Origin of the sequence: Pseudoalteromonas sp. MMG010 (genome assembly GCF_018100905.1) — a bacterium.
Taxonomy (GTDB): domain Bacteria; phylum Pseudomonadota; class Gammaproteobacteria; order Enterobacterales; family Alteromonadaceae; genus Pseudoalteromonas.
Map to the genome: position 1 here is coordinate 14,101 of NZ_JAGJEG010000005.1, position 24,344 is coordinate 38,444.

Below are 24,344 nucleotides of genomic sequence, written 5' to 3' on the forward strand. Positions count from 1 at the left end.
AATCATAATCAAACAAGTTGATTTTAGGAACATCTAAGCATACTGTTTATGAATAATTTAGTTGACAAATTTTGAGCAAACACAAATAATACATAAAGTTTCAGTAATTACTGAAAATTCGCTAATTACAAAAGCTAATCATAAAATGAGTTTATTCACCCCTTTAGGAGCTACCAATGATAGATGAAACCTTTGTCGATCTATCCCGATTACAGTTTGCTGTTACCGCCCTATTTCACTTTCTATTTGTGCCATTAACAATAGGTATGACCTGGATTTTAGTTATTATGGAATCGGTTTATGTTATGACCGGCCGTGAAATATATCGCGATATGACTAAGTTTTGGGGCAAGTTGTTTGGGATTAACTTTGCTATTGGTGTGGCAACAGGCCTAACCATGGAATTTGAATTTGGTACAAACTGGTCGTATTACTCTCATTACGTAGGTGATGTGTTTGGCGCGCCACTGGCCATTGAAGGGTTAATGGCCTTCTTTTTAGAATCAACCTTTGTTGGTATGTTCTTTTTAGGCTGGGATAGACTCACTAAACGCCAGCACTTAGGGGCCACATTTTTGATGGCACTAGGGACAAATATGTCGGCATTATGGATTCTAATTGCCAATGGTTGGATGCAAAACCCAGTTGGAGCCGAATTTAATTACCAAACAATGCGCATGGAAATGACCAGTTTTGCTGAGCTTGTATTTAACCCTGTTGCACAAGTTAAATTTATTCACACAGTCTCTGCAGGTTATGTTGCAGCATCTATGTTTGTGTTGGGTATTAGTAGTTGGTACATCTTAAAAGGCCGCGATTTGGCTTTTGCTAAGCGTTCATTTTCGGTCGCATCAGGCTTTGGTTTGGCTTCGGTGTTGTGTGTGATCTTACTTGGTGATGAGTCGGGCTACGAGGTAGGCGAAGTACAAAAAGTGAAGCTGGCAACCATTGAAGCTGAGTGGCATACCGAACCTGCACCTGCAGCATTTACCGCAATTGGTTTCCCCGATTCTGAAGAGCAAGTAACCCATGGCGCGGTTAAAATACCTTATGCATTAGGACTGATAGCTACGCGCTCTCTTGATGAACAAGTTACCGGTATTTCAGATTTAGAAAAACAACACGAAGTACGCATTCGCAATGGGATGATTGCTTATGAGTATTTGCAAAAACTGAGAAATGGCGAAGATACCCCCGAAAATATAGCCCGTTTTAATAATTTAAAAGACGATTTAGGTTATGGCTTGTTACTTAAACGCTACACCGAAAATGTAGTCGATGCGACAGAAGAGCAGATACAAAAAGCCGTTAAAGATTCATTCCCTAAAGTAGGCCCAATGTTTTGGTCGTTTAGAATTATGGTTGCCTGTGGTGTGGCTATGTTAGCGGTATTTATACTGGCTTTTTATTACAACGCTCAACGCGTTATCGAGAATAAACGCTGGTTACTATGGGCTGCAGTATTAAGTATTCCATTGCCTTGGATAGCCATTGAGTTTGGCTGGATAGTTGCTGAATATGGCCGCCAACCTTGGGCTATTTCTGAAATACTGCCAACGTTTTTAGCAACCTCGTCACTGACGGTAAACGATATTTTAATTAGCTTAACTGGGTTTATTATTTTCTACACGGGATTAGCGATTGTAGAAGGTTGGTTGATGGTGCGCTTTATTAAGCAAGGGCCAAGTTCACTGCACACTGGTAAGTATCATTTTGAATTACCAAATAAAGCAAATAATAGCGCAGGAGAGCAATTATGATTTTTGATTATGAAACATTAAAAATGCTGTGGTGGTTACTCATTGGCGTATTGTTAATTGGTTTTGCTATTACCGATGGCATGGATATGGGTGTTGCTATGCTGTTACGCCTAGTCGGAAAAACCGATTCAGAACGACGTACAGTAATTAATACCATTGGTGCCCATTGGGATGGTAACCAAGTGTGGTTTATTACCGCTGGTGGCGCACTCTTTGCCGCATGGCCTATGGTTTATGCGGCTGCCTTTTCGGGCTTTTATTTTGCCATGATGCTGGTGCTTTTTGCGTTATTTTTTAGACCTCTTGGTTTTGATTATCGCTCAAAAATAGATTCTCCACGCTGGCGCAATAACTGGGACTGGGGCATATTTGCTGGCAGTGCTATTCCAGCTTTAGTATTTGGTGTGGCATTTGGTAACTTATTTTTAGGGGTGCCGTTTAATATAGATAACTTATTACGTGTAAGCTACCAAGGCTCGTTTTTTGCTTTATTAAATCCATTTGCGCTGCTTGCTGGTTTAATTAGTATCGCTATGTTGGTGGGTCATGCTGGTATGTGGTTGCAACTTCGTACTGCAGATAAAGTCGCTGAGCGTTCGGGGCAATATGGCCGCTATGCATTAATGGCATTTATAGTACTCTTTGCAGCAGCTGGGTTTTGGGTTGCTAATTTAAATGGTTATCAAATCGTGTCTATGGGTGATACCCAAGGCCATGCCGATCCGCTTACAAAAGTTGTTAGCACGGCACAAGGCGCATGGCTTAATAACTACAGTGAACGTCCGTGGACGATGACATTCCCAATATTAGGGTTTGCAATGGCTCTAGTTGCTTTATTGTTTTCAAAATTAAACAAACCTGCGCTGAGCTTAATTTCAACCAGCCTCATGTTAGTGGGCGTTATTATGACAGCAGGTGTGTCTTTATTCCCATTTATTATGCCCTCAAGCAATAACCCAGATATTAGCTTAACCATTTGGGATGCCGTTTCGAGCCATAAAACACTTAACATCATGTTTATTGCCGTAGCTATATTTTTGCCAATTATATTAACTTATACCACTTGGTGTTACGTTAAAATGTGGCGCAGAGTAACAGTTGACGAAATTGAAACAAACACACACGGCAGCTATTAAGGAGATTAAATTATGTGGTATTTCGCTTGGATTTTAGGGGTGTTATTAGCCTGTACCTTAGGGGTTATCAATGTAATGTGGTATGAATTTCATCAAAACAAAAACAGCATAGCTGATGATGAAAAAGCCGTACACGCGTTGTTAAACGATAACCTCCCCCCGAACGATGACAATTAAATCCCGACCAACTCGCGCGCAGCAACAATCACTGCGCGCGTTTTTAAAGCAACACAGTCAACCTGCCGCAACGTGGTTAAAACTTAGTATTGCTTTAGGTACATGTAATGCAATTTTAATGATTGCAGCAGCTTACCTATTAGCACAAGCAGTCCATAACGTCATGTTTGAACATCAACGTTTAGAGCAGGTAACTTATTTACTCTGGCCGCTTGCTGGCATTATCATTTTAAGAGCTCTTTTTATTGCCTTAAGTGAGCGTATTAGTGCGTATGCCGCCTTAAAAATAAAATCAGCTTTACGACAAAGTTTGTTATCGAAGTTAATGATGTTAGGGCCACATTACATAGAAAAACATGGCCAAGGCGCAACGTTAAACGTTTTACATGATGGTGTAGAAGCCTTACATGATTACTACGCAAAATATTTACCCGCGGTAGCCTATAGCGCGCTGATCCCTCTTGCCATTTTAGTGGTTATTTTTCCAACCGATTATAAAGCAGGACTGATTTTTTTATTAACGGCTCCGCTAATCCCATTTTTTATGATTTTGGTTGGCAGTAAAGCCGAAACATTGAATCAACAACGCTGGCAGCAGCTAGCCTTGCTTAGCAACTATTTTTTTGACCGAGTACAAGGGCTTACACAACTCAAACTGTTTAATGCAACGCGTACCGAGCTTAAACATATTGCCAAAATATCTGACGATTTTAGACACGCAACGTTAAGTGTTTTAAAAATAGCTTTTTTATCGTCTTTTGCACTGGAGTTTTTAGCGACAATTAGCGTGGCTTTGGTGGCTGTTATTATTGGCTTTAGGCTATTTTTTGGTACGCTTGATTTTGCGACAGGTTTTGTTGTTTTACTTCTCGCGCCTGAATTTTACTTACCACTTCGTCAATTAGGTAGCCATTATCATGCCCGATTACAAGGCATTAGTGCCGCCGCCGATATGGTCGATATTTTAAATGCTTCTGTTGATACACAAGAGCAACAAGCACCGTTAAACGACAGCAAAAACATAAATCGTATTACCCTAACTGACTTAAACTTTACTTATCCAAATAGCAACGAAGGCATTAAAAATATCAACCTCACTCTTCCTGATAAAGGCTTAATTGCAATCGTTGGGGCCAGTGGTTCAGGTAAAAGTACCTTATTTGATTGCTTATTAGGTTTTCATCCTCAAGCAATTAACGGCATCAGTATTAATGATCAGCCCTTAACTGCCCAAAACATATCAGAGTTACAAAATAGTGTTGCGTGGATACCACAAAAACCAACGCTATTTTATCAAAGTATCGGTGATAATTTAAAAATTGCAGACCCCGAAGCGACTCAACAACAGCTAGAGTACGCAGCTCAGCAAGCGGGTGCCCTCGAATTTATCAGCACGCTTAAAAATGGCTTTAATACACTTATTGGAGAGCAAGGTGAAGGGCTTTCTGGCGGCCAAAAACAACGTATTGCATTGGCTCGTGCATTTTTAAAGCAAGCCCCTATCCTTATGCTCGATGAGCCAACGGCTCACCTTGATAGCCACAGTGAGCATGTGATCCAAAATGCCATTAAAGCTTACGCTAAAAATAATTTAGTTCTTGTGATCGCGCATCGATTAAATACGGTAAAACATGCCGATAACATTATTGTGATGCACAATGGTGAAATCACTGAGCAAGGAAAATACTCACAACTTGCACAACAAAATGGTGCATTTACAGCCCTTTTGAATTCATCAGTAGAAAGAGTACACAATGACTAATTTTATTCGGCTATTAAAACTATGTCGTACGCATTATAAAGCGATGCTACTGGGGACTTTATTAGCAACTTTAACCGTGTTAGCCAATGTGGGTTTATTGGCTATATCGGGCTGGTTTTTAGCTTCGATGGCCGCAGCCGGTATTGCAGGGGTGCAAATGAATTACTTTACTCCTGCTGGCACCATTCGTTTTTTAGCGATTGTTCGTACTGCCTCTCGCTATGGTGAGCGTTTAGTTACACATAACGCTACATTTTTATTATTAAGTGAAATTAGAGTAAAAATGTTTGCCACATTAAGTGCGCTTAATAATCATGATTTGGCAATGAGTCGTAGCGCTGATTTAGTTAACCGCCTACAAAATGATGTAGATGCACTTGATAAGTTCTACCTTAATATACTATTACCCATGTTAGTGGCTTTATTTAGCGTGCCGGTGATCATGTTATTTATGTCGGCTTATAATGCGAATGTTGCGCTTATATGTTTTATGGGGATCCTCTGTATTGGGGTTATTATTCCCGCTTTATTGAGTATTAAGCTAAATAAAAATAGCCATAAAGAAACCCAATTGAGCGCCCAGCTGCGTGCAGAATTATCGGATACTCTCACAGGCTTAAGAGAGCTAAGTATTTATCAGGCACGTAACCAACAACTAAATAAATGCGACAACCTCAGCGAGCAATATAACCAACAGCTCTTTATTCGTCATAAAGCATTGGCAAATGCTGATGGCTTAAGTTTACTCATTGTGCAGCTAGCTATGTTGGCAAGTATGGTTACTCTTATCCCACTTGTGTATACAAATAGCATGGTCAATGTAGAGCTTGCTATGCTGTGTTTATTTGTTTTAGCAAGTTTTGAAAGCGTATTACAGCTTCCCAATGCATTTATAGAGCTTCCTAATGTGCTTAAAGCCGCACAAAGACTTTTTTCTTTAGAAGATAAAGCGCTTGCAAGTAAACACAATCACACGCAAACAATAGACACTGCATTTGATAAAAATAACATCACAATTAACCTTAAAAATATACGCTATCAGTATGATGAACAAATTGCGGTTGATAATGTTAACTTTAGTTTAAAGCCAAAACAAAAAGTGGCAATGGTTGGCACAAGCGGCAGTGGTAAAACAACTTTGGTGAATTTACTCACCGGGTTGTGGCCATTACAACAAGGTCAAATTTTAATAAGTGATGAAACCAATACTGCACAGTTACATTCATTAACCAATAATGCTCGTGCAGATATTATTAATGTTTTAGCCCAACAGCATCATATTTTTGATGGCACACTTAAAGATAACTTACGCTATAGCGCCCCAAAAGCGACAAATGATGAAATGCGACATGCGTTGAGTTTGGCCCAACTTCAACCTTGGTTTGAAAACTTAGACGAGGGATTAAATACCCGTTTAGGAACCGCCGGACGTAAAGTGTCACAAGGGCAATCAAGACGTATAGCAATGGCTCAGGCATTGTTAAAGGCTCCTGCGGTGCTTGTTTTAGATGAACCCACTGAAGGACTTGATAATCAGTCCAAACAAAGTGTTATGCAAGCTATTATGCAAGTAATGAACAACGCGACGGTGTTAACGATAACTCATGATCCCGCATTACTAAGGCACATGGATCATATTGTTTGGCTAGAAAACGGCCACGTAATAGCACAGGGTAGCCATCAAGAACTGAGTGAGAAATTTGATGATTACCTCGCACTCACAACCCAGTTTTAATCACGCTAACAGATAATAATAGCGCTTAATATCCCTTACATTGAGCAATGCATTAAATGCCGCGCAGTTATTACAAACCCAATCAGCGAGTAAAACCTAAACATAAAAAAACCACCCAACGTTGCCATTGGGTGGTTATTTAGCGCTCATCTACATTAACGTAAAATACCGCGCTCTGAACTTTTCACAAAATCGATCATTGTTTGTACTGCTGGATAGGTTTTAGCATCTTCAGCAAGCGCTGCCATTGCTTCATCTACAGACAAACTCTTACGATAAATTGTTTTATAGGCACGGCGTACAGCCATTACTTCGTCGCTTTCAAAACCACGACGTTTCATACCTTCGGTGTTAATAGCAACCGGTCCCGCAGGGATCCCTATCGTGGTCACAAACGGAGGAACATCTTTATTAATGGCTGAATACATACCAACAAATGCATGTGCACCAATTTTACAAAACTGATGAATGCCTGAGTTTCCAGCAAGAATAACCCAATCACCAACATGTACATGCCCTGCTACACTGGCATTATTGGCAAAAATAACGTTATCACCAACCACAGCATCATGAGCAACATGGGTATATGCCATAAATAGGTTATTGCTGCCTATTTTAGTAACACCTTCATCTTGGATCGTACCACGGTGTATAGTGGCACATTCACGAATCACATTGTTATCACCAATGATCAAAGAAGTCGGTTCATTATTATACTTTTTGTCTTGGCAGGCTTCACCCACTGAGGCAAACTGAAAAATATGATTACCAGATCCAATAGTTGAAGGTCCCTTAATAACGACATGTGATTCAATAATACAATTATCACCTATCACTACGTCATTACCTATAAAGCTATATGGCCCAACTGAAACGTTATTGCCTAGCTTTGCGCCTGGTTCGATTATCGCTGTAGAATGGATCACGTTAAAACTCTCTTCTCGCACACATTATTTCGGCAGTACACACGACTTTGCCATCAACTTTAGCTTCAGCAGCAAACTTCCATATATTGCGGCGCTCTTTTAAAAATGTTACATGCAAATGCATTGTATCACCAGGAACAACAGGCTGTTTAAAACGTGCATTGTCTACCGCTGCAAATAAATAGAGTTCATTATCGCTACGGTTTTCAACTGTTTTAAACCCTAATAATCCTGTCGCTTGTGCCATTGCTTCAAGGATTAATACCCCAGGAAAAATAGGTTGATGCGGAAAATGTCCGGTAAAAATAGGTTCATTTACTGAAACATTTTTAATGGCATGTAAAGATTCTCCAGGTGTGAAATCTATCACACGGTCAATTAGTAGCATCGGGTAACGATGCGGTAATAGACTTAAAATCTCTTGAATATCAAGGCTATTTAATTCATTTGCCAAAATAGCATCCTTATTTTTGTTCAACATTAATAGATTTGGTTAATTGCTCAAGCGCTTTTATACGATCTTTCATATCTGTAAGATTACGTAAATGAGCAATTGATTTTCGCCATTCTTTATTTGTTAAATGCGGCATACCTGATGAAAAAACACCAGACTCAGTAATTGATTTAGTGACCATTGACATACCGGTTAATATCACGCCATCACAAATACTAATATGGCCATTTATTCCAACCAAACCTGCAATTTGACAATACTTACCTATCGTTGTACTTCCTGCAACAACTGTACAACCCGCAATTGCAGTGCCAAAACCCACTTCAACATTGTGGGCTAGATGAACTTGGTTATCTAAAATCACGTTACTTTCGATAACCGTATTATCTATTGCGCCTCGGTCTATAGTTGCACCTGCGCCAACTTCAACATTATCACCAATTAACACTGAGCCTAGTTGTGGGATTTTAATCCACTGGCCTTGTTCATTTGCATAACCAAAGCCATCACTGCCAATGGTACAATTTGCTTGAAATAAACAATGACTACCGATTTCAACATCATGGTAAATACTCACATTCGACCATAATTTTGTTTTCGCGCCTATTCTAACACGTTCACCGATAAAACTGTTCGGACCAATCTGTACCTGTTCTGCTATCACAGCGTCCGCTTCAATCACCGCATTAGCCCCAATACTGGCTGAGTCGCTTATGATTGCACTTGGGTGTACCACTGCGCTTGGGTGTATCGCCCCTTTTGCTGAACGGGGTGTTGTATCCATTTTTTGAGCAAGCTTGGCATAACTTACATAGGGATTTTCAACGATGACCTTATTACCTTCATAATAAGGGGCGTCACTAGGACTGAGAATAACCGCGGTGGCATTAGTGGCTTCTAATTGCGGGCGATATTTCTTGTTCGCTAAAAATGCAATATGCCCAGTATGGGCATTTGCAAGTGTTGCTATTTTTGTTATCTCTACAGCGCCATCACCTTGAAGCTCGGCGCCGAGATATTCCGCTATTTGCGAAAGTGTATAAATGTGCATAAATAATTTATTTCTTACTTACTTGTTCAATCACTTTGTCTGATAAATCAGTCACTTCTTTTGGATTAAAGTAAATTACACCATCACGTGTTTTTACTTCATCAAAATCATCATCTTTTGCAATTTTAGTGATCGTATCAATAATTAACGTTTGTACTTTACCGATTTCTTCTTGTTGACGAGCTTTCATTGCTTGTTCAAGTGGCGCTGCTTTATCGGTTAAGTTTTTGCGCATACCTGTAATTTTTTTAATTAATTCATCTTTTTGCGCTTGGCTCATAGTTGTGCTTTCACGCTGAAACTTTTCAGTTTCAAAACGAATATCGCCTTGCAGCTTATCAAGCTCTTGACGACGCTCAGCAAACTCAGTTTGCATCGACGTTTCGATTTGTCTAGTTTGCGGGATTTGTTTAAACACTTGTTGCATATCAACAATGCCTACTTTATGAGCTAATGCACTTGCTGATGTTCCCATCATAAGTGTTGCTAAAACGGCTACCGCTGTTGATTTAAATAATTTTTTCACAATAAACTCCTTTAGAAAGTGTTACTAATATTAAAACTGATTGTTTTGGTATCATCGTCTTCTTCTTTTTGCAATGGATATGCAAAACTAATCAGCATTGGACCCATAGGTGAGATCCATTGTATTGATAGACCCGTTGACACTCTAAAGCGCATTGGATCTGCATAATCGTTAAGTTTTGCACGTTCGTCAACCAATAAGTTTTGGTAACGATCTACATTAAATTCGGTATCCCACACATTCGCGGCATCAACAAACAAACTGGTACGTACAGAACTGGTATTTTCTTCATCTAAGAATGGAGTCGGTACAATTAACTCCATGCCAGCTACCGCTTTAGCATTACCACCGATTCGACCAAGTGGTGTTAGTGTATCAAACTCACTTGCACTACCAATAGAACCGGTAGAAGTGCCATCTACACCAGGAGTACCTGGAATAGCTTGTGCACTTCGGGCAACCGCTTGCGGTAAGATGGTATTACGGTCAAAGCCTCGTAATTCCATTTCAGTAATTCTGAAAAACTCTTGGAATGGCAGCACTTGGTCATAGCCATTTGTATTACCGTAACCATTACCATAACCTAAAGCCGCGCGGGTAGAGAATACCCAACGGTGGTCATTACTAATTGGCCAGTAAAAACGCGAGTCGTAGTTAATTTTAAAGTAGGTTAAATCTGAATTTGGTGCAGTACCTGTTAAATTAAGCGTTTGTTTTGAACCCGCTGTTGGAAATAAACCACGGTTAACAGTCACTCGTGACCAACCAACACTCAACTCATACTTAGTAAAGTTAAAGCCTGCATCAGGGTCATCTGCATCTAAGAACGTTTCACGTAATACACGTGTTTGTTCATATTCAGCAATATCTGATAATTCTTCTTGAACCCAGCGAACACCAAAATTAACTCGGTTTACTGAGTCAATTGGAAAACCAATATTAGTTCCGATACCATAACTTTTTGACTTATAGTCAACTAAGCTAAACGCACTTGCATCATAGTTAGTGTAAAAAATACTACTACCTTGTGATACACCATCTGGCGTAAAATATGGGTCGGTATACGATAAACTAATGCTCTCAGAGCCTCGTGATGTATTTAAACTAAGCCCAACTTGGTTACCTGTCCCTAAAAAGTTAGATTCAGTGACACCAATGTTAAATTGCAGACCTAAATAAGAGCCATACGCTAAACCAGCACTAAAGCTACCTGCTGATTGCTCTTTTACTGTAAAATCAACATCCACTTGGTCATCAGCACCCGGGACCGGTAAAATATTAAAATCAACGGTTTCCATATACGGTAAACGTTGTATTTGTAATTTTGAGCGTTCAAGGTTTTGATTAGATAACCATGCACCTTCAAGCTGCGTCATTTCACGACGTAATACTTCATCTGCGGTATTTTGGTTACCACCCACAATAATACGACGAACATAAACTCGCTTACCCGGATTTACAGATAAAGTAAGTTGAACTTCTTTATTTTCATCATCAATATCTGGAATTGTTCGTACTTCAGCATTGGCATAACCAAAGCGTGCTAAATAACTTTTAATGAATTCTTCAGACGAAGTAACCACTGAACCGTTATATAGTTCACCGGCACGAAGTGGTATAACACTTTTAATTAAATCTTCTCTGCCAAGTAAATCACCTATAAAGTCAAAACCTTTAACTTTATATTTGACCCCTTCGGTAATATTGGCGGTCACATAAACCGATTCACGCTCTGGGCTCACCGATACTTGCGTAGAATCGATATTGAAACGTAAATAGCCTCGGTCTAAATAAAAGCTGCGAATGTTTTCTAAATCGCCTTCGATCGTTTGCTTTTGGTAGCGATCGCTGCCCATAAACTGCCACCACGGTAAATCTTGTTGCGATTCAGCCAGTGCTAGTAGTTCTTCATTTGAGAACAACTCATTACCCACTAAGTTAATTTGACGAATAGAGGCGGCATCGCCCTCATCAAATTCAAGTAACAGTTTTACCCGATTACGCGGCAGCTTAGTGACACTAATATCAATTTTTGCATTGTATTTACCAATACTATGGAAAAATTCAATTAAACCTTTTTCAATGTTATCAAGCACTGTTTTATCAAGGGGTTCACCTTGACGTATATCTTGTTGATTAAGTGAGTCAGTTAATTGCTCATCTTTAATATCATCGTTGCCTTCAAATTCAATTAAACTGATAGTCGGGCGTTCTGTTACTTTAAAAATAACATTATTACCATCACGCAACACTTTGATGTTGTCAAAGTGACCAGAGCGATACAACGACTTAATTGTTTTTGAAATTGTATAGTCATCAACATTATCGCCAACATTAATTGGGATATGAGTCAGTGCAGCACCAAGTGCAACACGCTGTAAACCATCAACTTTTAAATCTTCTACAATAAAGGAGTCTTGGCCCAGGGCTGCAAAGCTCGCCCCCAGTAAACTTGTAACTGCCAAATGTTTTTTTATAGCCATTTTATTATCTTTATCCTTTACAACTGTATTACCGCTCAATACCTATTAATTTAAATCGGTATTTTACAATCGTGTTCTAATTTGTAACTTGTGCACTAACTACAAGCGCGATACATCATTAAACAAAGCGAAACATGTTAGAAAAATGAGTAGCAAGGCTCCCACTTTAAAACCAACCTCTTGTGTCTTTTCAGAGACCGGTTTTTTACGAATAAGTTCAATAATGTAATACATTAAGTGTCCGCCATCGAGTACTGGCAGCGGTAATAAATTAAATACGCCCAGATTTACACTAATTAAGGCTAAAAAGCCTAAAAAAGCAGTAAAACCATAGCTCACGCTATTACCCGCACCCACAGCGATACCCACAGGCCCACTTAAATTCTTTACCGATACTTGGCCTGTAATTAAATTACCAATCATATCAAAGCTAAGTGTAATTAGTTGCCACGTTTTTTTTGTGCCAAGCACAATACTATCTAGCGGCCCTGAATGTCTAGTTTCAATATATCCCTCTGGCCAAGGCGCAATAAAAGGAGCAACCCCTAAAAAACCTTGTACTTCACCTTGCGCATTCTCACGCGCTTTAGGAGTAACTAACACAGTCACTATACTATCGTTCCTTTTTACACTAAATTGTAAAGATTTGTTAGCCGATTGCGTAATAAGATTAACTAATTGCGTCCAATTGTTTATTGTTTCACCGTCTACAGCCAAAATTGTATCATTAACTTGCAAATTTGCTTGTTCTGCGGCGGAACCTTCAGAAATAACGGCTACCTTTAATGTGACTTCAGGTCTGTAAGGAGTGATCCCTAACGACTGCAGTGGAGGTACATCTTGCTTATCGAGCTTCCACCCTGTTAGGTTGAGCGTTTTAATTTCAGTTTGATAGCGTTCATTTCGAACCGTAATGGGGACTTCTTTTTCGCCTAAACTAGCCATTAATGCAAACGTAGCATCTTGCCAGTCATTAATTTTGCTCTCACCAATATGTGTTATTTGTTGGTTAGTCACAAGACCTGCTTGAGCGGCCCTGCTGCCTTGTTCAATCTCACCAATGACCGGTTTAATAGATTGCACTCCAACCATGTACATGGTCGCTAAAGCGATAATTGCAAAAATAAAGTTAGCCATAGGCCCCGCTGCTACAATGGCAATACGTGCTTTAACTGACTTGGCATTAAACGATAAGTGCTTTTGCTCTTTTGGTACCTCATCCACACGCTCATCGAGCATTTTTACATAACCACCTAGAGGAATAGCGGCAATAACATACTCGGTTTTATATTTATCGTGCCATTTTAAAAGCGGCTTTCCAAAACCAATAGAAAAACGTAAAACCTTTACCCCAGCCTTTCGAGCAACCCAAAAATGACCATACTCATGCACGGTTACTAAAATACCCAAAGCTAAAACAAATGAGCCTAAGTTCCAAAAAAAATCTAACATCGTTTAATGACTCACTTTAGCTAATAATTGCGTTGCACAAAGGCGTGCTGCTTTGTCGCAAGCAAGTATATCATCAAGACTATTCACCGCATTAACCGGTGTTGAATCGAGTGTTTTTGCGTTAATAGAATAAATATCAGTAAATGCAATTTTACCTTGTAAAAAAGCAGCCACGGCGACTTCGTTTGCCGCATTAACGGTCGTGGTCGCGCCCTGCCCTGCATCACATGCATCAATCGCTAATTGTAAGTTAGGGTAGCGAGCAAAGTCTGGTTTGGTAAATGAAAAATCGCTGATCTCAGCAAAATTTAAAGCTTTAACTCCAGCATTAATACGCTTAGGGTATGAAAGCGCATGCGCTATTGGAGTACGCATATCTGGGTTCCCCATTTGCGCTAAAATAGAACCATCGTGATACGCGACCATTGAATGAATAATACTTTGTGGATGAATCACAACTTCGATATCACTGGCTTGGCAATTAAACAGCCATTTAGCCTCAATAAACTCCAAGCCTTTATTCATCATCGTAGCCGAATCAACGGAGATTTTTTGGCCCATTGACCAATTAGGATGGGCAACAGCTTCGCTAACGGTTACATTTTTTAAGGTATTTATATCACGCGTTAAAAATGGCCCACCAGAGCCGGTCAGTAATATTTTACTGACACCGTGTTCTTCTAATTGCTGATCTGCGTGAGCATTTTGTAGCGATGCAGGTAAACACTGAAAAATAGCATTGTGTTCACTATCGATAGGTAATAGCGTTGCGTTATGTTTTTTTACTTTGTCTATAAATAGCTGGCCAGACATAACCAGCGATTCTTTGTTAGCAAGTAGAACTTTCTTACCGGCCTCAACCGCACTTAACGTCGGTAACAAGCCCGCAGCACCAACAATAGCAGACATCACAGTATCTACATCTGGATGTGCGCACAAATCGCTCATCGCTTGCACAGAGTGCATCACTAAGGTTTGGCATGATGTGCCATTTAAATGAGCTGATAACTGCTCTGCGGCTGCTTGGTTAGCCATAACAGCATAAAGAGGCTCATGCTCTATACACAGTTCAGCCATTTTTTTTGCATTTTGCCCTGCTGTTAGCGCAAAAACATTAAATAACTCACTATTGCGCTTTACGACATCTAACGTACTTAGGCCTATAGAGCCTGTCGCACCTAGCACAACAAGGTTTTGTTTTTCACTCATAAACTCAATGCCCAGGCATAGCAAATAACAAACATAGGTGCTGCAGCTGTTAAGCTATCAATGCGATCTAAAATACCACCGTGGCCAGGTAAACAACTGCCACTATCTTTTAAACCGGCTTCGCGTTTAAACATACTTTCAAGTAAATCGCCCACAGCAGAAAAAAGTGCGATTAAAGCCGTCATCACTGCATATACAGGCCATAATGCTGGTTTTATTTCAGCAAAATAACAAAACACAACAACAAACACCATGGATGCAACCACACCACCAACTAAACCTTCTATGGTTTTATTAGGGCTGACTTTTGGCATTAATTTATGTTTGCCAAAGCTTTTTCCTGAAAAATAAGCGCCTACATCAGCACTCCAAACGATACCTAACACGACTAAAATGAGCACCGAGCCAAAGTGTGTTGACTCGCTATATTGCGCACTACGTAGCGTATTAAGTGCTAACCATAATGGGATCAAAGTGAGTAATCCCGCAATGCCACGCATTATTAAGCCTTCATTCCATGCTTTTGCCATAGCAGGATAACGCCATACTAAATAACTCGCCACAATCCACCATGCAAACGACAAAGTAAACAAGTAGTTAGCATCACCTACTAGACGGTTATTTTGCCATAAGCTTTCAATAGGCCAGTGTAAGTTAAGGGCAAAAAGTAACGCTGCGATTAATACGACAAATGCGCCGCGTTTCACTTTATCGCATAAATTCATAAACGCAGACCACTCCCACGCGCCGAGCAAAATAATGGCGCCTGCAAAGTAACTAAATAGCGTAAGCGGAGTATAAAAAACTAATGCTAACGCAAGAGGCGCCAACACCAGTGAAGTTAAAATACGTTGTTTTAACAAAATAAAATACCTTTATTGAAATTAGGTTTGAGCGAGTAATTGTTTTATTTGTTCGCCCGTACAACCAAAACGTCGCTCTCTGGCAACGTAACACGCTATGGCTTCAGCAAAAACAGCTTCATCAAAATCAGGCCATAATGTGTCAGTAAAATACAGTTCAGCGTAGGCTATTTGCCACAGTAAAAAATTACTAATGCGTACATCGCCACCAGTACGGATAAGTAGATCTGGCTGAGCCTGATCTGCCATACACATTTTTTCAGCTAAACGTTCTTCGTTAATATCTTCAGCACGTAAAGTGCCCTCAGCAACTTGTTCTGCTAACTGCTTAGCTGCGTTGGCAACATCCCAACGACCACCATAATTTGCAGCAACATTTAACTGCAAACCAGTATTATTTGCAGTTAACTCATGAGCCGAATCAACTTTATCGCGTAAACTATCTGAAAAGCGAGATAAGTCGCCAATAATCGTTAGTTTTACATTATTTTTATGGAGCTTTTTCACTTCTTTGCTTAAAACAAATAAAAAAAGCTCCATCAGTGTATTAACTTCATCTTCAGGGCGGCGCCAGTTTTCACTGCTAAAGGCAAATAAAGTCAACGACTCAATACCTAACTTGGTACAAAATTGCACTGATTGACGCACAGCATCAACGCCCTTTTTATGACCAAATACACGGGGTCTATTTCTAGCTTGCGCCCAACGTCCGTTGCCATCCATAATAATGGCAACATGTTTAGGCAAACATTGCTGTGAAATTGTATCAGTGTCCAGAACCATAAATATCGTTTATTCCATAAAAAAACGCCGCCTAGTATACCCTAGACGGCGTTTCAAAACTAATATATTTGTTATACCTGGTGCAGGTACTTCAATTAGATTTCCATTAACTCGGTTTCTTTAGCCGCTAAATGGGTATCCATTTCTTTTACAAATTTATCGGTTAATTTCTGAATAGCATCTTCGCCTTGACGCGCTTCATCTTCAGAGATTTCTTTATCTTTTAATAACGATTTAATATCGCCATTTGCATCACGACGAATATTACGAACAGCAACACGGCCGCCTTCAACTTCACCACGTACAATTTTGATTAAGTCTTTACGACGTTCTTCAGTCAGTGGAGGTAATGGAACACGAATAACCGTCCCGGCAGACATAGGGTTTAAACCTAAGTCAGAAGCCATAATCGCTTTTTCTACTGCTTGCGCTAATGACTTATCAAAGACGTTAATTGCTAAAGTACGTGAGTCTTCGATGACTACATTAGCCACTTGGTTTAATGGTGTATCTGCACCATAGTAAGATACCATTATGCCATCAAGTATTGCAGGGTGTGCACGGCCGGTACGAATTTTTGATAATTGACTTGTTAGTGCTGAAACACTTTTTGTCATGCGTTCTTGCGCATCTTTTTGAATATCGTTAATCACGGTTCAATCCTAATCTATTTGCTTGTTGGTTCAGAAGCTTGTGAAGAGATAAGCGTGCCTTCTTCTTCACCCATTATAACACGTTTTAATGCGCCTGATTTGTTCATATTAAATACGCTCAATGGCATATTGTGATCACGAGCAAGCGTAAACGCCGCTAGATCCATTACTTTTAATTCTTTATCAATAATTTCATTGTAACTTAAGTGGCGATAAAGCGTTGCATCAGGGTTTTTAACTGGATCGTCACTAAATACACCGTCAACTTTAGTTGCTTTAATTACTGTATCTGCTTCAATTTCGATTCCGCGTAAACACGCTGCAGAATCAGTGGTAAAAAATGGATTACCTGTGCCAGCTGCAAAAATAACAACACGGCCTGTTTTTAATAAACTAATTGCTTCAGCCCAGTTATAAGCATCACAAACACCATTTAATGGGATAGCCGACATTAAACGACAATTTACAAACGCACGATGCAGCGCATCACGCATTGCTAAGCCATTCATTACTGTTGCAAGCATACCCATATGGTCGCCTACAACGCGGTTCATACCCGCTTCAGCTAACGAGCCTCCACGTAAAAAGTTACCGCCGCCAATAACTAAACCCACTTCAACGTCAAGCTCTACTAACTCTTTAATTTCTTGCGCCATGCGATCTAACACTTTAGGGTCGATGCCGAATCCCTCATCGCCCATTAAAGCTTCACCGCTTAATTTGAGAAGAACGCGTCTAAAAATAGGTTTACGATTGATAGTCATAGTATTTTGGCCAACTTTTTTTAATAAATTATGGGTAAAAAATAACCGCGCTTATGATAAACATAAAAGCGCGGTTATTTTAAAGAATTTCTAAGCGTGAAGCAAAAGCAAATAGTACTTTAATTTCATCTAATTTCCTTTTGCATCACAAATAGTGAATCTTACTCGCCTTTAGCAGCTGCTATTTGAGCAGCAACTTCAGCAGCAAAATCTTCTTCTTTCTTTTCGATACCTTCACCAACTTCTACACGTACGAAGCTAGTAACTGTTGCGTTTTTCTCTTTAAGAACATCGCCAACAGACTTTTTAGGTTCCATGATGAATGCTTGACCAGTAAGAGAAACCTCACCAGTAAATTTCTTCATGCGACCGATAACCATTTTTTCAGCGATTTCAGCAGGCTTGCCTTCATTCATCGCGATATCGATTTGTACTTGCTTCTCTTTTTCTACAACATCTGCTGGAACATCACCAGGTGTTAAGTACTCAGGGCTTGAAGCAGCAACGTGCATTGCAACGTGCTTAAGTGTTTCTTCATCAGCAACACCAGCAACAACAACACCAATACGCTCACCGTGACGGTACTCAACAAGTGTTTCACCTGCGATGTACTGTAAACGACGAACATTGATGTTTTCACCAATTTTAGTTACTAACTCAACGCGAGCTTCTTCAAACTTAGCTTGTAAGTCTTCGATAGTCACAGTGTCAGCAATCGCAGCGTCAGCTACTTTGTTAGCAAATGCTAGGAAGCTTTCATCTTTAGCAACAAAGTCAGTTTGACAGTTAACTTCTACAAGAACTGCAACACCTTCTTTTTGCTTGATGATGATAGTACCTTCAGCAGCAATGTTACCTGCTTTTTTAGCAGCCTTTGCAGCACCGCTCTTACGCATATTTTCAATCGCTAACTCGATGTCGCCATCAGTTTCAGTTAACGCTTTTTTACAATCCATCATGCCAGCGCCAGTACGCTCGCGTAATTCTTTAACTAGGGCAGTAGTTACAGCCATTAGTAAATCCTCAAATCTGAAATCAGGTATTAGATAAGCGGGTTACCCGCTCTACAACAATAGCAAGTCTTCACCTTAAAAAGATGAAGACTTGATGACAGCTAAATTATTCAGCTTCTACGAAGTCGTCTTTTTCAGCTTGAGCAACGATGTTGTTCTCACGACCTTCAGTGATAGCAGCTGCAACAGAGCTAGTGTAAAGGTTGATTGCACGGATAGCATCATCGTTACCAGGTACGATGTAATCAACACCGTCTGGGTTAGAGTTAGTATCAACGATTGCAACAACTGGAATACCTAGGTTGTTTGCTTCACGGATAGCAATGTGCTCGTGGTCAGCATCGATAACGAAGATAGCGTCTGGAAGGCCACCCATATTTTTGATACCACCAAGGCTCTTTTCAAGCTTGTCCATTTCACGAGTAAGCATTAACGCTTCTTTCTTAGTTAATTTTTCGAAAGTACCGTCAGCGCTTTGAACTTCAAGATCTTTTAAACGCTTGATTGATTGACGAACTGTTTTCCAGTTAGTCAACATACCACCTAACCAACGGTGGTTTACGTAGAACTGATCACTCGCGATTGCAGCGTCTTTTACTGCTTCGCTTGCTGCGCGCTTAGTACCAACGAAAAGAACTTTACCTTTATTTGCAGCAGCGCCACTTAAAAACTTAAGTGCGTCGTTGAACATTGGTACAGTTTGCTCAAGGTTGATGATATGAACACGGTTACGTGCGCCGAAGATGAAAGGCTTCATCTTAGGGTTCCAGTAACGTGCTTGGTGACCGAAGTGAACACCAGCTTGAAGCATATCGCGCATTGAAACGTTTGCCATTTTATAAATCCTCTATGTTGTTTAGGGTTAGGCCTCCACATATCCCATAGCACCAACATTTTCAGTTTTATTAACTTCAAATGCACCCAAGTGTATGTGACGATACGTGTGTGTGTTAAAATAAAATTGTGGTTGTCTTAAATACAAAAAATCATTTAAGAATTTATTTGTAAAAAGACGGCGCGCTTTATACCATATTAAAAATAAATACTCAACGTCTCGTGCAAAATTTGTGCGACGACAAATCACAAAATAGACGACTTTGGAGCCTCAATGAGTGCTGTAATTAAGACCCCTGAAGAAATTGAAAAAATGCGTATTGCCGGGCGCTTAGCGGCAGATGTACTAGAGATGATTGAACCACATGTAGTGCCAGGAATCACCACAGATGAATTAAATACAATTTGTCATGATTATATTGTGAATGAGCAAAAAGCAATTCCAGCACCACTAAATTATCATGGTTTTCCAAAATCAATTTGTACTTCAGTTAATCATGTAATTTGTCATGGTATTCCAAACGACAAAGCACTAAAAGACGGTGACAGCGTTAATATTGATATTACGGTTATAAAAGACGGATATCATGGCGACACCTCAAAAATGTTTCATGTAGGGACTCCTAACATTCAAGGTAAGCGCCTTGCACAAGTAACGCAAGAAAGCTTATATCTGGCCATTAAAATGGTTAAGCCGGGTGTGCGTTTGGGTGATATTGGCGCTGCAATTCAAAAATATGCAGAAAGCTTTAATTATTCAATTGTGCGTGAATACTGTGGCCATGGTATCGGTAGCGAGTTTCATGAAGAGCCACAAGTTATGCACTACGGTAAAGCCGGTACGGGTGAAACATTAAAAGCAGGCATGTGCTTAACGATTGAGCCGATGGTCAATGCAGGTAAGCGCCAATGTAAGTTACTTAAAGATGACTGGACTGTGGTTACGCGTGACCGTAGTTTATCGGCACAATGGGAACATACTTTGCTTGTCACTGAAAATGGTGTTGAAATTTTAACGTTACGATCAGATGATACCATCGACAGGATTATCGAACACGCTTAATAAATAACAATAAACAGGAGCCAGCCCACGTGGCATTACCCAACAAAGTAAAAAAATTACTTAGCGATGCTGAGAATTTAACTGATTATCGCGATTGTTCTAGCTATTTTTATAAATGGTTACATAACGAATTTTCTAAACAACCGGTTGGGAATTTAATTAATGCCCGTGCAGAGTTTATTGACCGATTACTAATAAAGCTTTTTCAGGCATTTGATTTAGCTCATGAGCCTGACTTAGCACTTATTGCCGTTGGTGGTTATGGTCGGGGTGAGCTTCACCCCTACTCTGATATTGATATTTTACTATTGGTAACTCAAGACCCGAGCAAAGAGGTATGTGAAAAAATAGGTCAATTCCTCACTATGCTATGGGATTTAAACCTTGAGATAGGCCACAGTGTTCGTACCATCGAACAAGCTATAGAGCAAAAGCGAGAAGACGTTACCTTTGCAACTAGCTTGCTCGAAAGCCGTCTTATTTTTGGTAATCATATTGAGTTTGAAAAGCTTAAAAACTTTATTTTAGAGACGCCTATCTGGGGCTCTAAAGAATTTTTTGAAGCTAAAGTTCAAGAACAAAATTTGCGCCATAGAAAATGCCATGGCACGGCATATAACCTTGAGCCCAACATCAAAGAAAACCCCGGTGGTTTACGTGATTTACAAACCATTATTTGGGTGGCAAAAAAGCATTTTCGCGCTGAAACTTTGCAAGAACTCATAAATCATGGTTATTTAACCCATGAAGAATTCCAAGAACTTTCTGAGTGCCTTGAGAATTTATGGAATATTCGCTTTGCACTGCATTTAGCCGCAGGTCGTTCTGAAAACCGCTTGTTGTTTGATCATCAACCCAATGCCGCCGAAATACTGGGTTTTGGTAGCGACGGTAAAGCATCGGTTGAGCGCATGATGAAACGGTTATTTAGGATAATGAGCCGCGTACGTGAGCTAAATCAAATGCTTCTATCGTACTTTGAGCAAAGCATTATTCCTGAGACCACCAGCACCCCGGTTATCGAACTTGATCGTAATTTTGAGCGTGTAGGCCATCAAATAAGAGTTAAAAATCCATCTGTATTTTTTCGCCGCGATCAACTTTTTGTTTTATTTGAACACATTGCCGACAACCCAGATATCACGCACATTTACCCAAGTACTATTCGTACGATACGCCAAGTTCGTAGGCGCCTATTAGGTGATTTACAAGATTATGCTGCGTGTCGCGAAGCATTTTTACGCATAGTAAAACACCCAAACGGCATGGGCCGTGCATTTACACTGATGCACAAACACGGCATGCTTGCAGCCTATTTACCACAATGGCGTAACATTTTTGGGCAAATGCAATTTGACCTATTTCATGCTTATACCGTTGATGAACACACCCATAAGTTAATCAATAATATTTATCAGTATTTTGATAAAACCGGACACATAGAGTTTCCACTATGTAATGAAATTGTCACTCGCATGGATAAACCAGAGTTATTATATTTAGCGGGAATTTTTCATGATATCGCCAAAGGCCGTGGTGGCGATCACTCAGAGCTTGGCTCAGTGGATGCCATTGCTTTTGCTAAATTACATGGCTTTTCCAATAGCGATGGCAAACTAATATCGTGGCTTGTTGGTAATCACTTACTGATGTCGGTGACTGCTCAGCGTCGAGACATTAACGACCCTGATGTCATAAAAGACTTTGCTACAAAAGTGAGAACTGAACGCCAGCTCGATTATTTATATTGTTTAACCCTTGCCGATATTCGCGCGACCAATGATAAACTATGGAATGATTGGAAAAACACCTTATTACGCGAGCTTTATCTGCATACTCAACGAGCATTGCGCCAAGGGCTAGAAAACCCAATGGATCAACGCGATCAAATCCGTGATAAGAAACATCAAGCTAAGCAACGTTTAATAAATTTAAGTTACGATGAAGACAAAATCAATGCTATTTGGGCGCGCTTTAAAGCCAATTATTTTACCGGCTTTAGTGAGCAGCAAATTTCATGGCACACCGAACATTTATTAAATTGCGATGATTTAGCTAAACCCAGTGTGGCAGTATCAGATAAAGCAATGCATGGCGGTACCCAAGTGTTTGCATATAGCCCTTATGCAGGCTCACTCTTTTCGCTATTAGTGAGTGTGATTGGCTCTAAGCGTGCGCAAATTCAACACGCACAAGTACTTACTACACGCGATGGCTACGTATTATTTAACTTTGTCATTCTTGAAGTCGATGGAGACGCCATTGCCAGTAATCGCGCGCTCACCATTAAGCGTGGCTTAGAGCAAGTTTTAAACGAACCAACAAAAAAAATTCGCTTTAAAAAGAACCGCTCACAACGTTTTAAAGACTTTAACATTAAACCCAAAATTGTATTGCGCCCACACACTAAAAAAGAGCGCAGTTTAATTGAAATTCAAGCAGTCGATATCCCGGGTTTACTAACCAAAATAGCCGAGGTATTTCATGCTCACTCTTTACATATTCATGCCGCGCGTATTAGTACCGTCGGTGAACGTGTAGAAGATTTCTTTGTCGTATCAAATAATGACTATCAAGCACTGACTGATGAAGAACAAGTAAAGATTCATCAAGCATTACGTAAAAAACTCAACGCAGAAATTCAATAGAGGACACTATGTCAGATTTAAAAACCATGATAGAAAACGCCTGGGACAACCGTGACAGCATAAGCCCTAGTACGGTTACCGATGATGTTAAAAACGCCATCATTGATGCCCTGGAGTTACTAGATAGCGGTGCTGCTCGCGTTGCAGAAAAAATCTCAGGTGAATGGGTTGTTCACCAATGGCTTAAAAAAGCCGTATTACTGTCGTTTCGTATTCGCGATAACCAGCCAATGAACGACGGTGTAAATCAGTTTTACGACAAAGTCCCGCTTAAATTTAGCGACTACACACCCGAGCAGTTCCAACAAGGTGGTATGCGCGTAGTACCTAATGCGGTAGCACGTAAAGGCAGTTTTGTCGGTAAAAACGTGGTACTTATGCCATCTTACGTAAATATTGGCGCCTACGTAGATGAAGGCACCATGGTTGATACATGGGCTACCGTAGGCTCATGTGCACAAATTGGTAAGAACGTACATTTATCGGGCGGCGTTGGCATAGGCGGTGTTTTAGAGCCACTACAAGCTAACCCTACCATCATCGAAGACAACTGTTTTATTGGCGCTCGTTCTGAAATTGTTGAAGGTGTTGTCGTCGAAGAAGGCGCGGTTATTTCAATGGGTGTTTACATCAGCCAAAGTACCCGTATTTACGACCGTGAAACCGGCGAAATTCACTACGGACGCGTACCAGCAGGCGCTGTTGTTGTACCAGGTGCATTACCATCAAAAGATGGCAGCCACAGCCTTTACGCTGCAATCATCGTGAAGAAAGTAGATCAACAAACGCGTGAAAAAGTCGGCATTAATGCCCTACTTCGCTCAATTGATGAGTAATAACTCGGTTAAGTTCAATAAAACGAAACCTTATAATACGTTGAAGTAAGTTAACTTTAATTGTATATAAAAAGCCCTAAATAAAACATTTTATTTAGGGCTTTTTACTATTAATTTAGATTAAAAATGCATTTTAACCCACTGAATTACAATTATTTAATTCATATTTTATACGTCTATAAAAACCTTTAGTGATTACACGTAAATAAGAAACGT

General features: G+C 40.0%; 21 protein-coding genes. 8 read left to right on the plus strand and 13 right to left on the minus strand.

From position 1 onward, the window contains the following. The first annotated feature begins 176 nt into the window (after positions 1-176). The 5 genes from J8L70_RS07080 to cydC are packed head-to-tail and all read left to right on the plus strand — an operon-like array spanning position 177 to position 6,570. Positions 177-1,760, plus strand: a complete 1,584-nt coding sequence (locus J8L70_RS07080; RefSeq protein ID WP_211054841.1) for a cytochrome ubiquinol oxidase subunit I — start codon at positions 177-179, stop codon at positions 1,758-1,760. Continuing rightward, entirely contained in the window at positions 1,757-2,896 is a 1,140-nt protein-coding gene (cydB, locus tag J8L70_RS07085; RefSeq protein ID WP_247664731.1) for a cytochrome d ubiquinol oxidase subunit II, read from the plus strand. Before J8L70_RS07080 ends, cydB begins: the two co-directional genes overlap by 4 nt. A gap of 12 nt (positions 2,897-2,908) precedes the next feature. Continuing rightward, a complete protein-coding gene (gene cydX, locus J8L70_RS07090) occupies positions 2,909-3,073 on the plus strand; it encodes a cytochrome bd-I oxidase subunit CydX (RefSeq protein WP_211054842.1) in 165 nt (54 codons plus the stop codon). Continuing rightward, the gene (gene cydD, locus J8L70_RS07095; protein WP_211054843.1) at positions 3,063-4,835 is read left to right on the plus strand and encodes a thiol reductant ABC exporter subunit CydD; all 1,773 of its coding nucleotides are present in this window, start codon (positions 3,063-3,065) and stop codon (positions 4,833-4,835) included. The genes cydX and cydD overlap by 11 nt, the downstream gene beginning before the upstream one ends. Next, positions 4,828-6,570, plus strand: coding sequence for a thiol reductant ABC exporter subunit CydC (gene cydC, locus J8L70_RS07100; RefSeq protein WP_211054844.1), 1,743 nt, complete (start codon positions 4,828-4,830; stop codon positions 6,568-6,570). The genes cydD and cydC overlap by 8 nt, the downstream gene beginning before the upstream one ends. A gap of 155 nt (positions 6,571-6,725) precedes the next feature. On the opposite strand, the gene lpxA is transcribed toward cydC, so the two are convergent. The 13 genes from lpxA to rpsB all read right to left on the minus strand — a co-directional run bounded on the left by lpxA (position 6,726) and on the right by rpsB (position 19,582). Then, positions 6,726-7,496 carry an acyl-ACP--UDP-N-acetylglucosamine O-acyltransferase gene (gene lpxA, locus J8L70_RS07105; RefSeq protein ID WP_211054845.1) on the minus strand — a complete coding sequence of 257 codons (771 nt, stop codon included), beginning with the start codon at positions 7,494-7,496 and terminating at the stop codon, positions 6,726-6,728. Between the two features lies 1 nt (position 7,497). Beyond that, positions 7,498-7,950 carry a 3-hydroxyacyl-ACP dehydratase FabZ gene (gene fabZ / locus J8L70_RS07110; protein ID WP_211054846.1) on the minus strand — a complete coding sequence of 151 codons (453 nt, stop codon included), beginning with the start codon at positions 7,948-7,950 and terminating at the stop codon, positions 7,498-7,500. A 10-nt stretch (positions 7,951-7,960) separates the two neighbouring features. Then, positions 7,961-9,001, minus strand: coding sequence for a UDP-3-O-(3-hydroxymyristoyl)glucosamine N-acyltransferase (lpxD, locus tag J8L70_RS07115; protein WP_211054847.1), 1,041 nt, complete (start codon positions 8,999-9,001; stop codon positions 7,961-7,963). Positions 9,002-9,008: 7 nt separating this feature from the next. Then, positions 9,009-9,527 carry an OmpH family outer membrane protein gene (locus tag J8L70_RS07120; protein WP_211054848.1) on the minus strand — a complete coding sequence of 173 codons (519 nt, stop codon included), beginning with the start codon at positions 9,525-9,527 and terminating at the stop codon, positions 9,009-9,011. Positions 9,528-9,538: 11 nt separating this feature from the next. After that, positions 9,539-12,010 (minus strand): outer membrane protein assembly factor BamA, encoded by a 2,472-nt coding sequence (bamA, locus tag J8L70_RS07125; protein WP_211054849.1) that lies wholly within the window; start codon positions 12,008-12,010, stop codon positions 9,539-9,541. A 99-nt stretch (positions 12,011-12,109) separates the two neighbouring features. Beyond that, complete coding sequence (rseP, locus tag J8L70_RS07130; RefSeq protein WP_211054850.1) at positions 12,110-13,462, minus strand: sigma E protease regulator RseP; 1,353 nt, start codon at positions 13,460-13,462, stop codon at positions 12,110-12,112. A gap of 3 nt (positions 13,463-13,465) precedes the next feature. Then, positions 13,466-14,671: a 1-deoxy-D-xylulose-5-phosphate reductoisomerase gene (gene ispC / locus J8L70_RS07135; RefSeq protein ID WP_211054851.1), complete on the minus strand. Its 1,206-nt coding sequence runs from the start codon at positions 14,669-14,671 to the stop codon at positions 13,466-13,468. Continuing rightward, complete coding sequence (locus J8L70_RS07140) at positions 14,668-15,534, minus strand: phosphatidate cytidylyltransferase (protein WP_211054852.1); 867 nt, start codon at positions 15,532-15,534, stop codon at positions 14,668-14,670. The genes ispC and J8L70_RS07140 overlap by 4 nt, the downstream gene beginning before the upstream one ends. Positions 15,535-15,555: 21 nt before the next feature. Further along, entirely contained in the window at positions 15,556-16,317 is a 762-nt protein-coding gene (locus tag J8L70_RS07145) for an isoprenyl transferase (RefSeq protein ID WP_211054853.1), read from the minus strand. A gap of 95 nt (positions 16,318-16,412) precedes the next feature. After that, entirely contained in the window at positions 16,413-16,970 is a 558-nt protein-coding gene (gene frr, locus J8L70_RS07150) for a ribosome recycling factor (RefSeq protein ID WP_211054854.1), read from the minus strand. A 14-nt stretch (positions 16,971-16,984) separates the two neighbouring features. Then, positions 16,985-17,734 carry a UMP kinase gene (pyrH, locus tag J8L70_RS07155; protein ID WP_211054855.1) on the minus strand — a complete coding sequence of 250 codons (750 nt, stop codon included), beginning with the start codon at positions 17,732-17,734 and terminating at the stop codon, positions 16,985-16,987. Positions 17,735-17,895: 161 nt separating this feature from the next. Beyond that, entirely contained in the window at positions 17,896-18,747 is an 852-nt protein-coding gene (gene tsf, locus J8L70_RS07160) for a translation elongation factor Ts (protein WP_211054856.1), read from the minus strand. A gap of 106 nt (positions 18,748-18,853) precedes the next feature. After that, entirely contained in the window at positions 18,854-19,582 is a 729-nt protein-coding gene (gene rpsB / locus J8L70_RS07165) for a 30S ribosomal protein S2 (RefSeq protein WP_211054857.1), read from the minus strand. Between the two features lie 273 nt (positions 19,583-19,855). On the opposite strand from rpsB, the gene map reads away from it, so the two are divergent. The 3 genes from map to dapD are packed head-to-tail and all read left to right on the plus strand — an operon-like array spanning position 19,856 to position 24,128. Next, positions 19,856-20,644 (plus strand): type I methionyl aminopeptidase, encoded by a 789-nt coding sequence (gene map / locus J8L70_RS07170; RefSeq protein ID WP_211054858.1) that lies wholly within the window; start codon positions 19,856-19,858, stop codon positions 20,642-20,644. A 29-nt stretch (positions 20,645-20,673) separates the two neighbouring features. Beyond that, a complete protein-coding gene (glnD, locus tag J8L70_RS07175) occupies positions 20,674-23,292 on the plus strand; it encodes a [protein-PII] uridylyltransferase (protein WP_211054859.1) in 2,619 nt (872 codons plus the stop codon). Positions 23,293-23,300: 8 nt separating this feature from the next. Continuing rightward, positions 23,301-24,128 carry a 2,3,4,5-tetrahydropyridine-2,6-dicarboxylate N-succinyltransferase gene (dapD, locus tag J8L70_RS07180; RefSeq protein WP_211054860.1) on the plus strand — a complete coding sequence of 276 codons (828 nt, stop codon included), beginning with the start codon at positions 23,301-23,303 and terminating at the stop codon, positions 24,126-24,128. Positions 24,129-24,344 lie beyond the last annotated feature (216 nt).

Bases quoted from the DNA above. Each gene is read 5' to 3' on its own strand.
- rpsB (WP_211054857.1), bottom strand. From the start codon at position 19,582: ATGGCAAACGTTTCAATGCGCGATATGCTTCAAGCTGGTGTTCACTTC.
- tsf (WP_211054856.1), bottom strand. From the start codon at position 18,747: ATGGCTGTAACTACTGCCCTAGTTAAAGAATTACGCGAGCGTACTGGC.
- cydC (WP_211054844.1), top strand. From the start codon at position 4,828: ATGACTAATTTTATTCGGCTATTAAAACTATGTCGTACGCATTATAAA.
- cydX (WP_211054842.1), top strand. From the start codon at position 2,909: ATGTGGTATTTCGCTTGGATTTTAGGGGTGTTATTAGCCTGTACCTTA.
- lpxD (WP_211054847.1), bottom strand. From the start codon at position 9,001: ATGCACATTTATACACTTTCGCAAATAGCGGAATATCTCGGCGCCGAG.
- cydD (WP_211054843.1), top strand. From the start codon at position 3,063: ATGACAATTAAATCCCGACCAACTCGCGCGCAGCAACAATCACTGCGC.
- bamA (WP_211054849.1), bottom strand. From the start codon at position 12,010: ATGGCTATAAAAAAACATTTGGCAGTTACAAGTTTACTGGGGGCGAGC.
- ispC (WP_211054851.1), bottom strand. From the start codon at position 14,671: ATGAGTGAAAAACAAAACCTTGTTGTGCTAGGTGCGACAGGCTCTATA.
- dapD (WP_211054860.1), top strand. From the start codon at position 23,301: ATGTCAGATTTAAAAACCATGATAGAAAACGCCTGGGACAACCGTGAC.
- rseP (WP_211054850.1), bottom strand. From the start codon at position 13,462: ATGTTAGATTTTTTTTGGAACTTAGGCTCATTTGTTTTAGCTTTGGGT.
- J8L70_RS07145 (WP_211054853.1), bottom strand. From the start codon at position 16,317: ATGGTTCTGGACACTGATACAATTTCACAGCAATGTTTGCCTAAACAT.
- map (WP_211054858.1), top strand. From the start codon at position 19,856: ATGAGTGCTGTAATTAAGACCCCTGAAGAAATTGAAAAAATGCGTATT.
- J8L70_RS07080 (WP_211054841.1), top strand. From the start codon at position 177: ATGATAGATGAAACCTTTGTCGATCTATCCCGATTACAGTTTGCTGTT.
- cydB (WP_247664731.1), top strand. From the start codon at position 1,757: ATGATTTTTGATTATGAAACATTAAAAATGCTGTGGTGGTTACTCATT.
- pyrH (WP_211054855.1), bottom strand. From the start codon at position 17,734: ATGACTATCAATCGTAAACCTATTTTTAGACGCGTTCTTCTCAAATTA.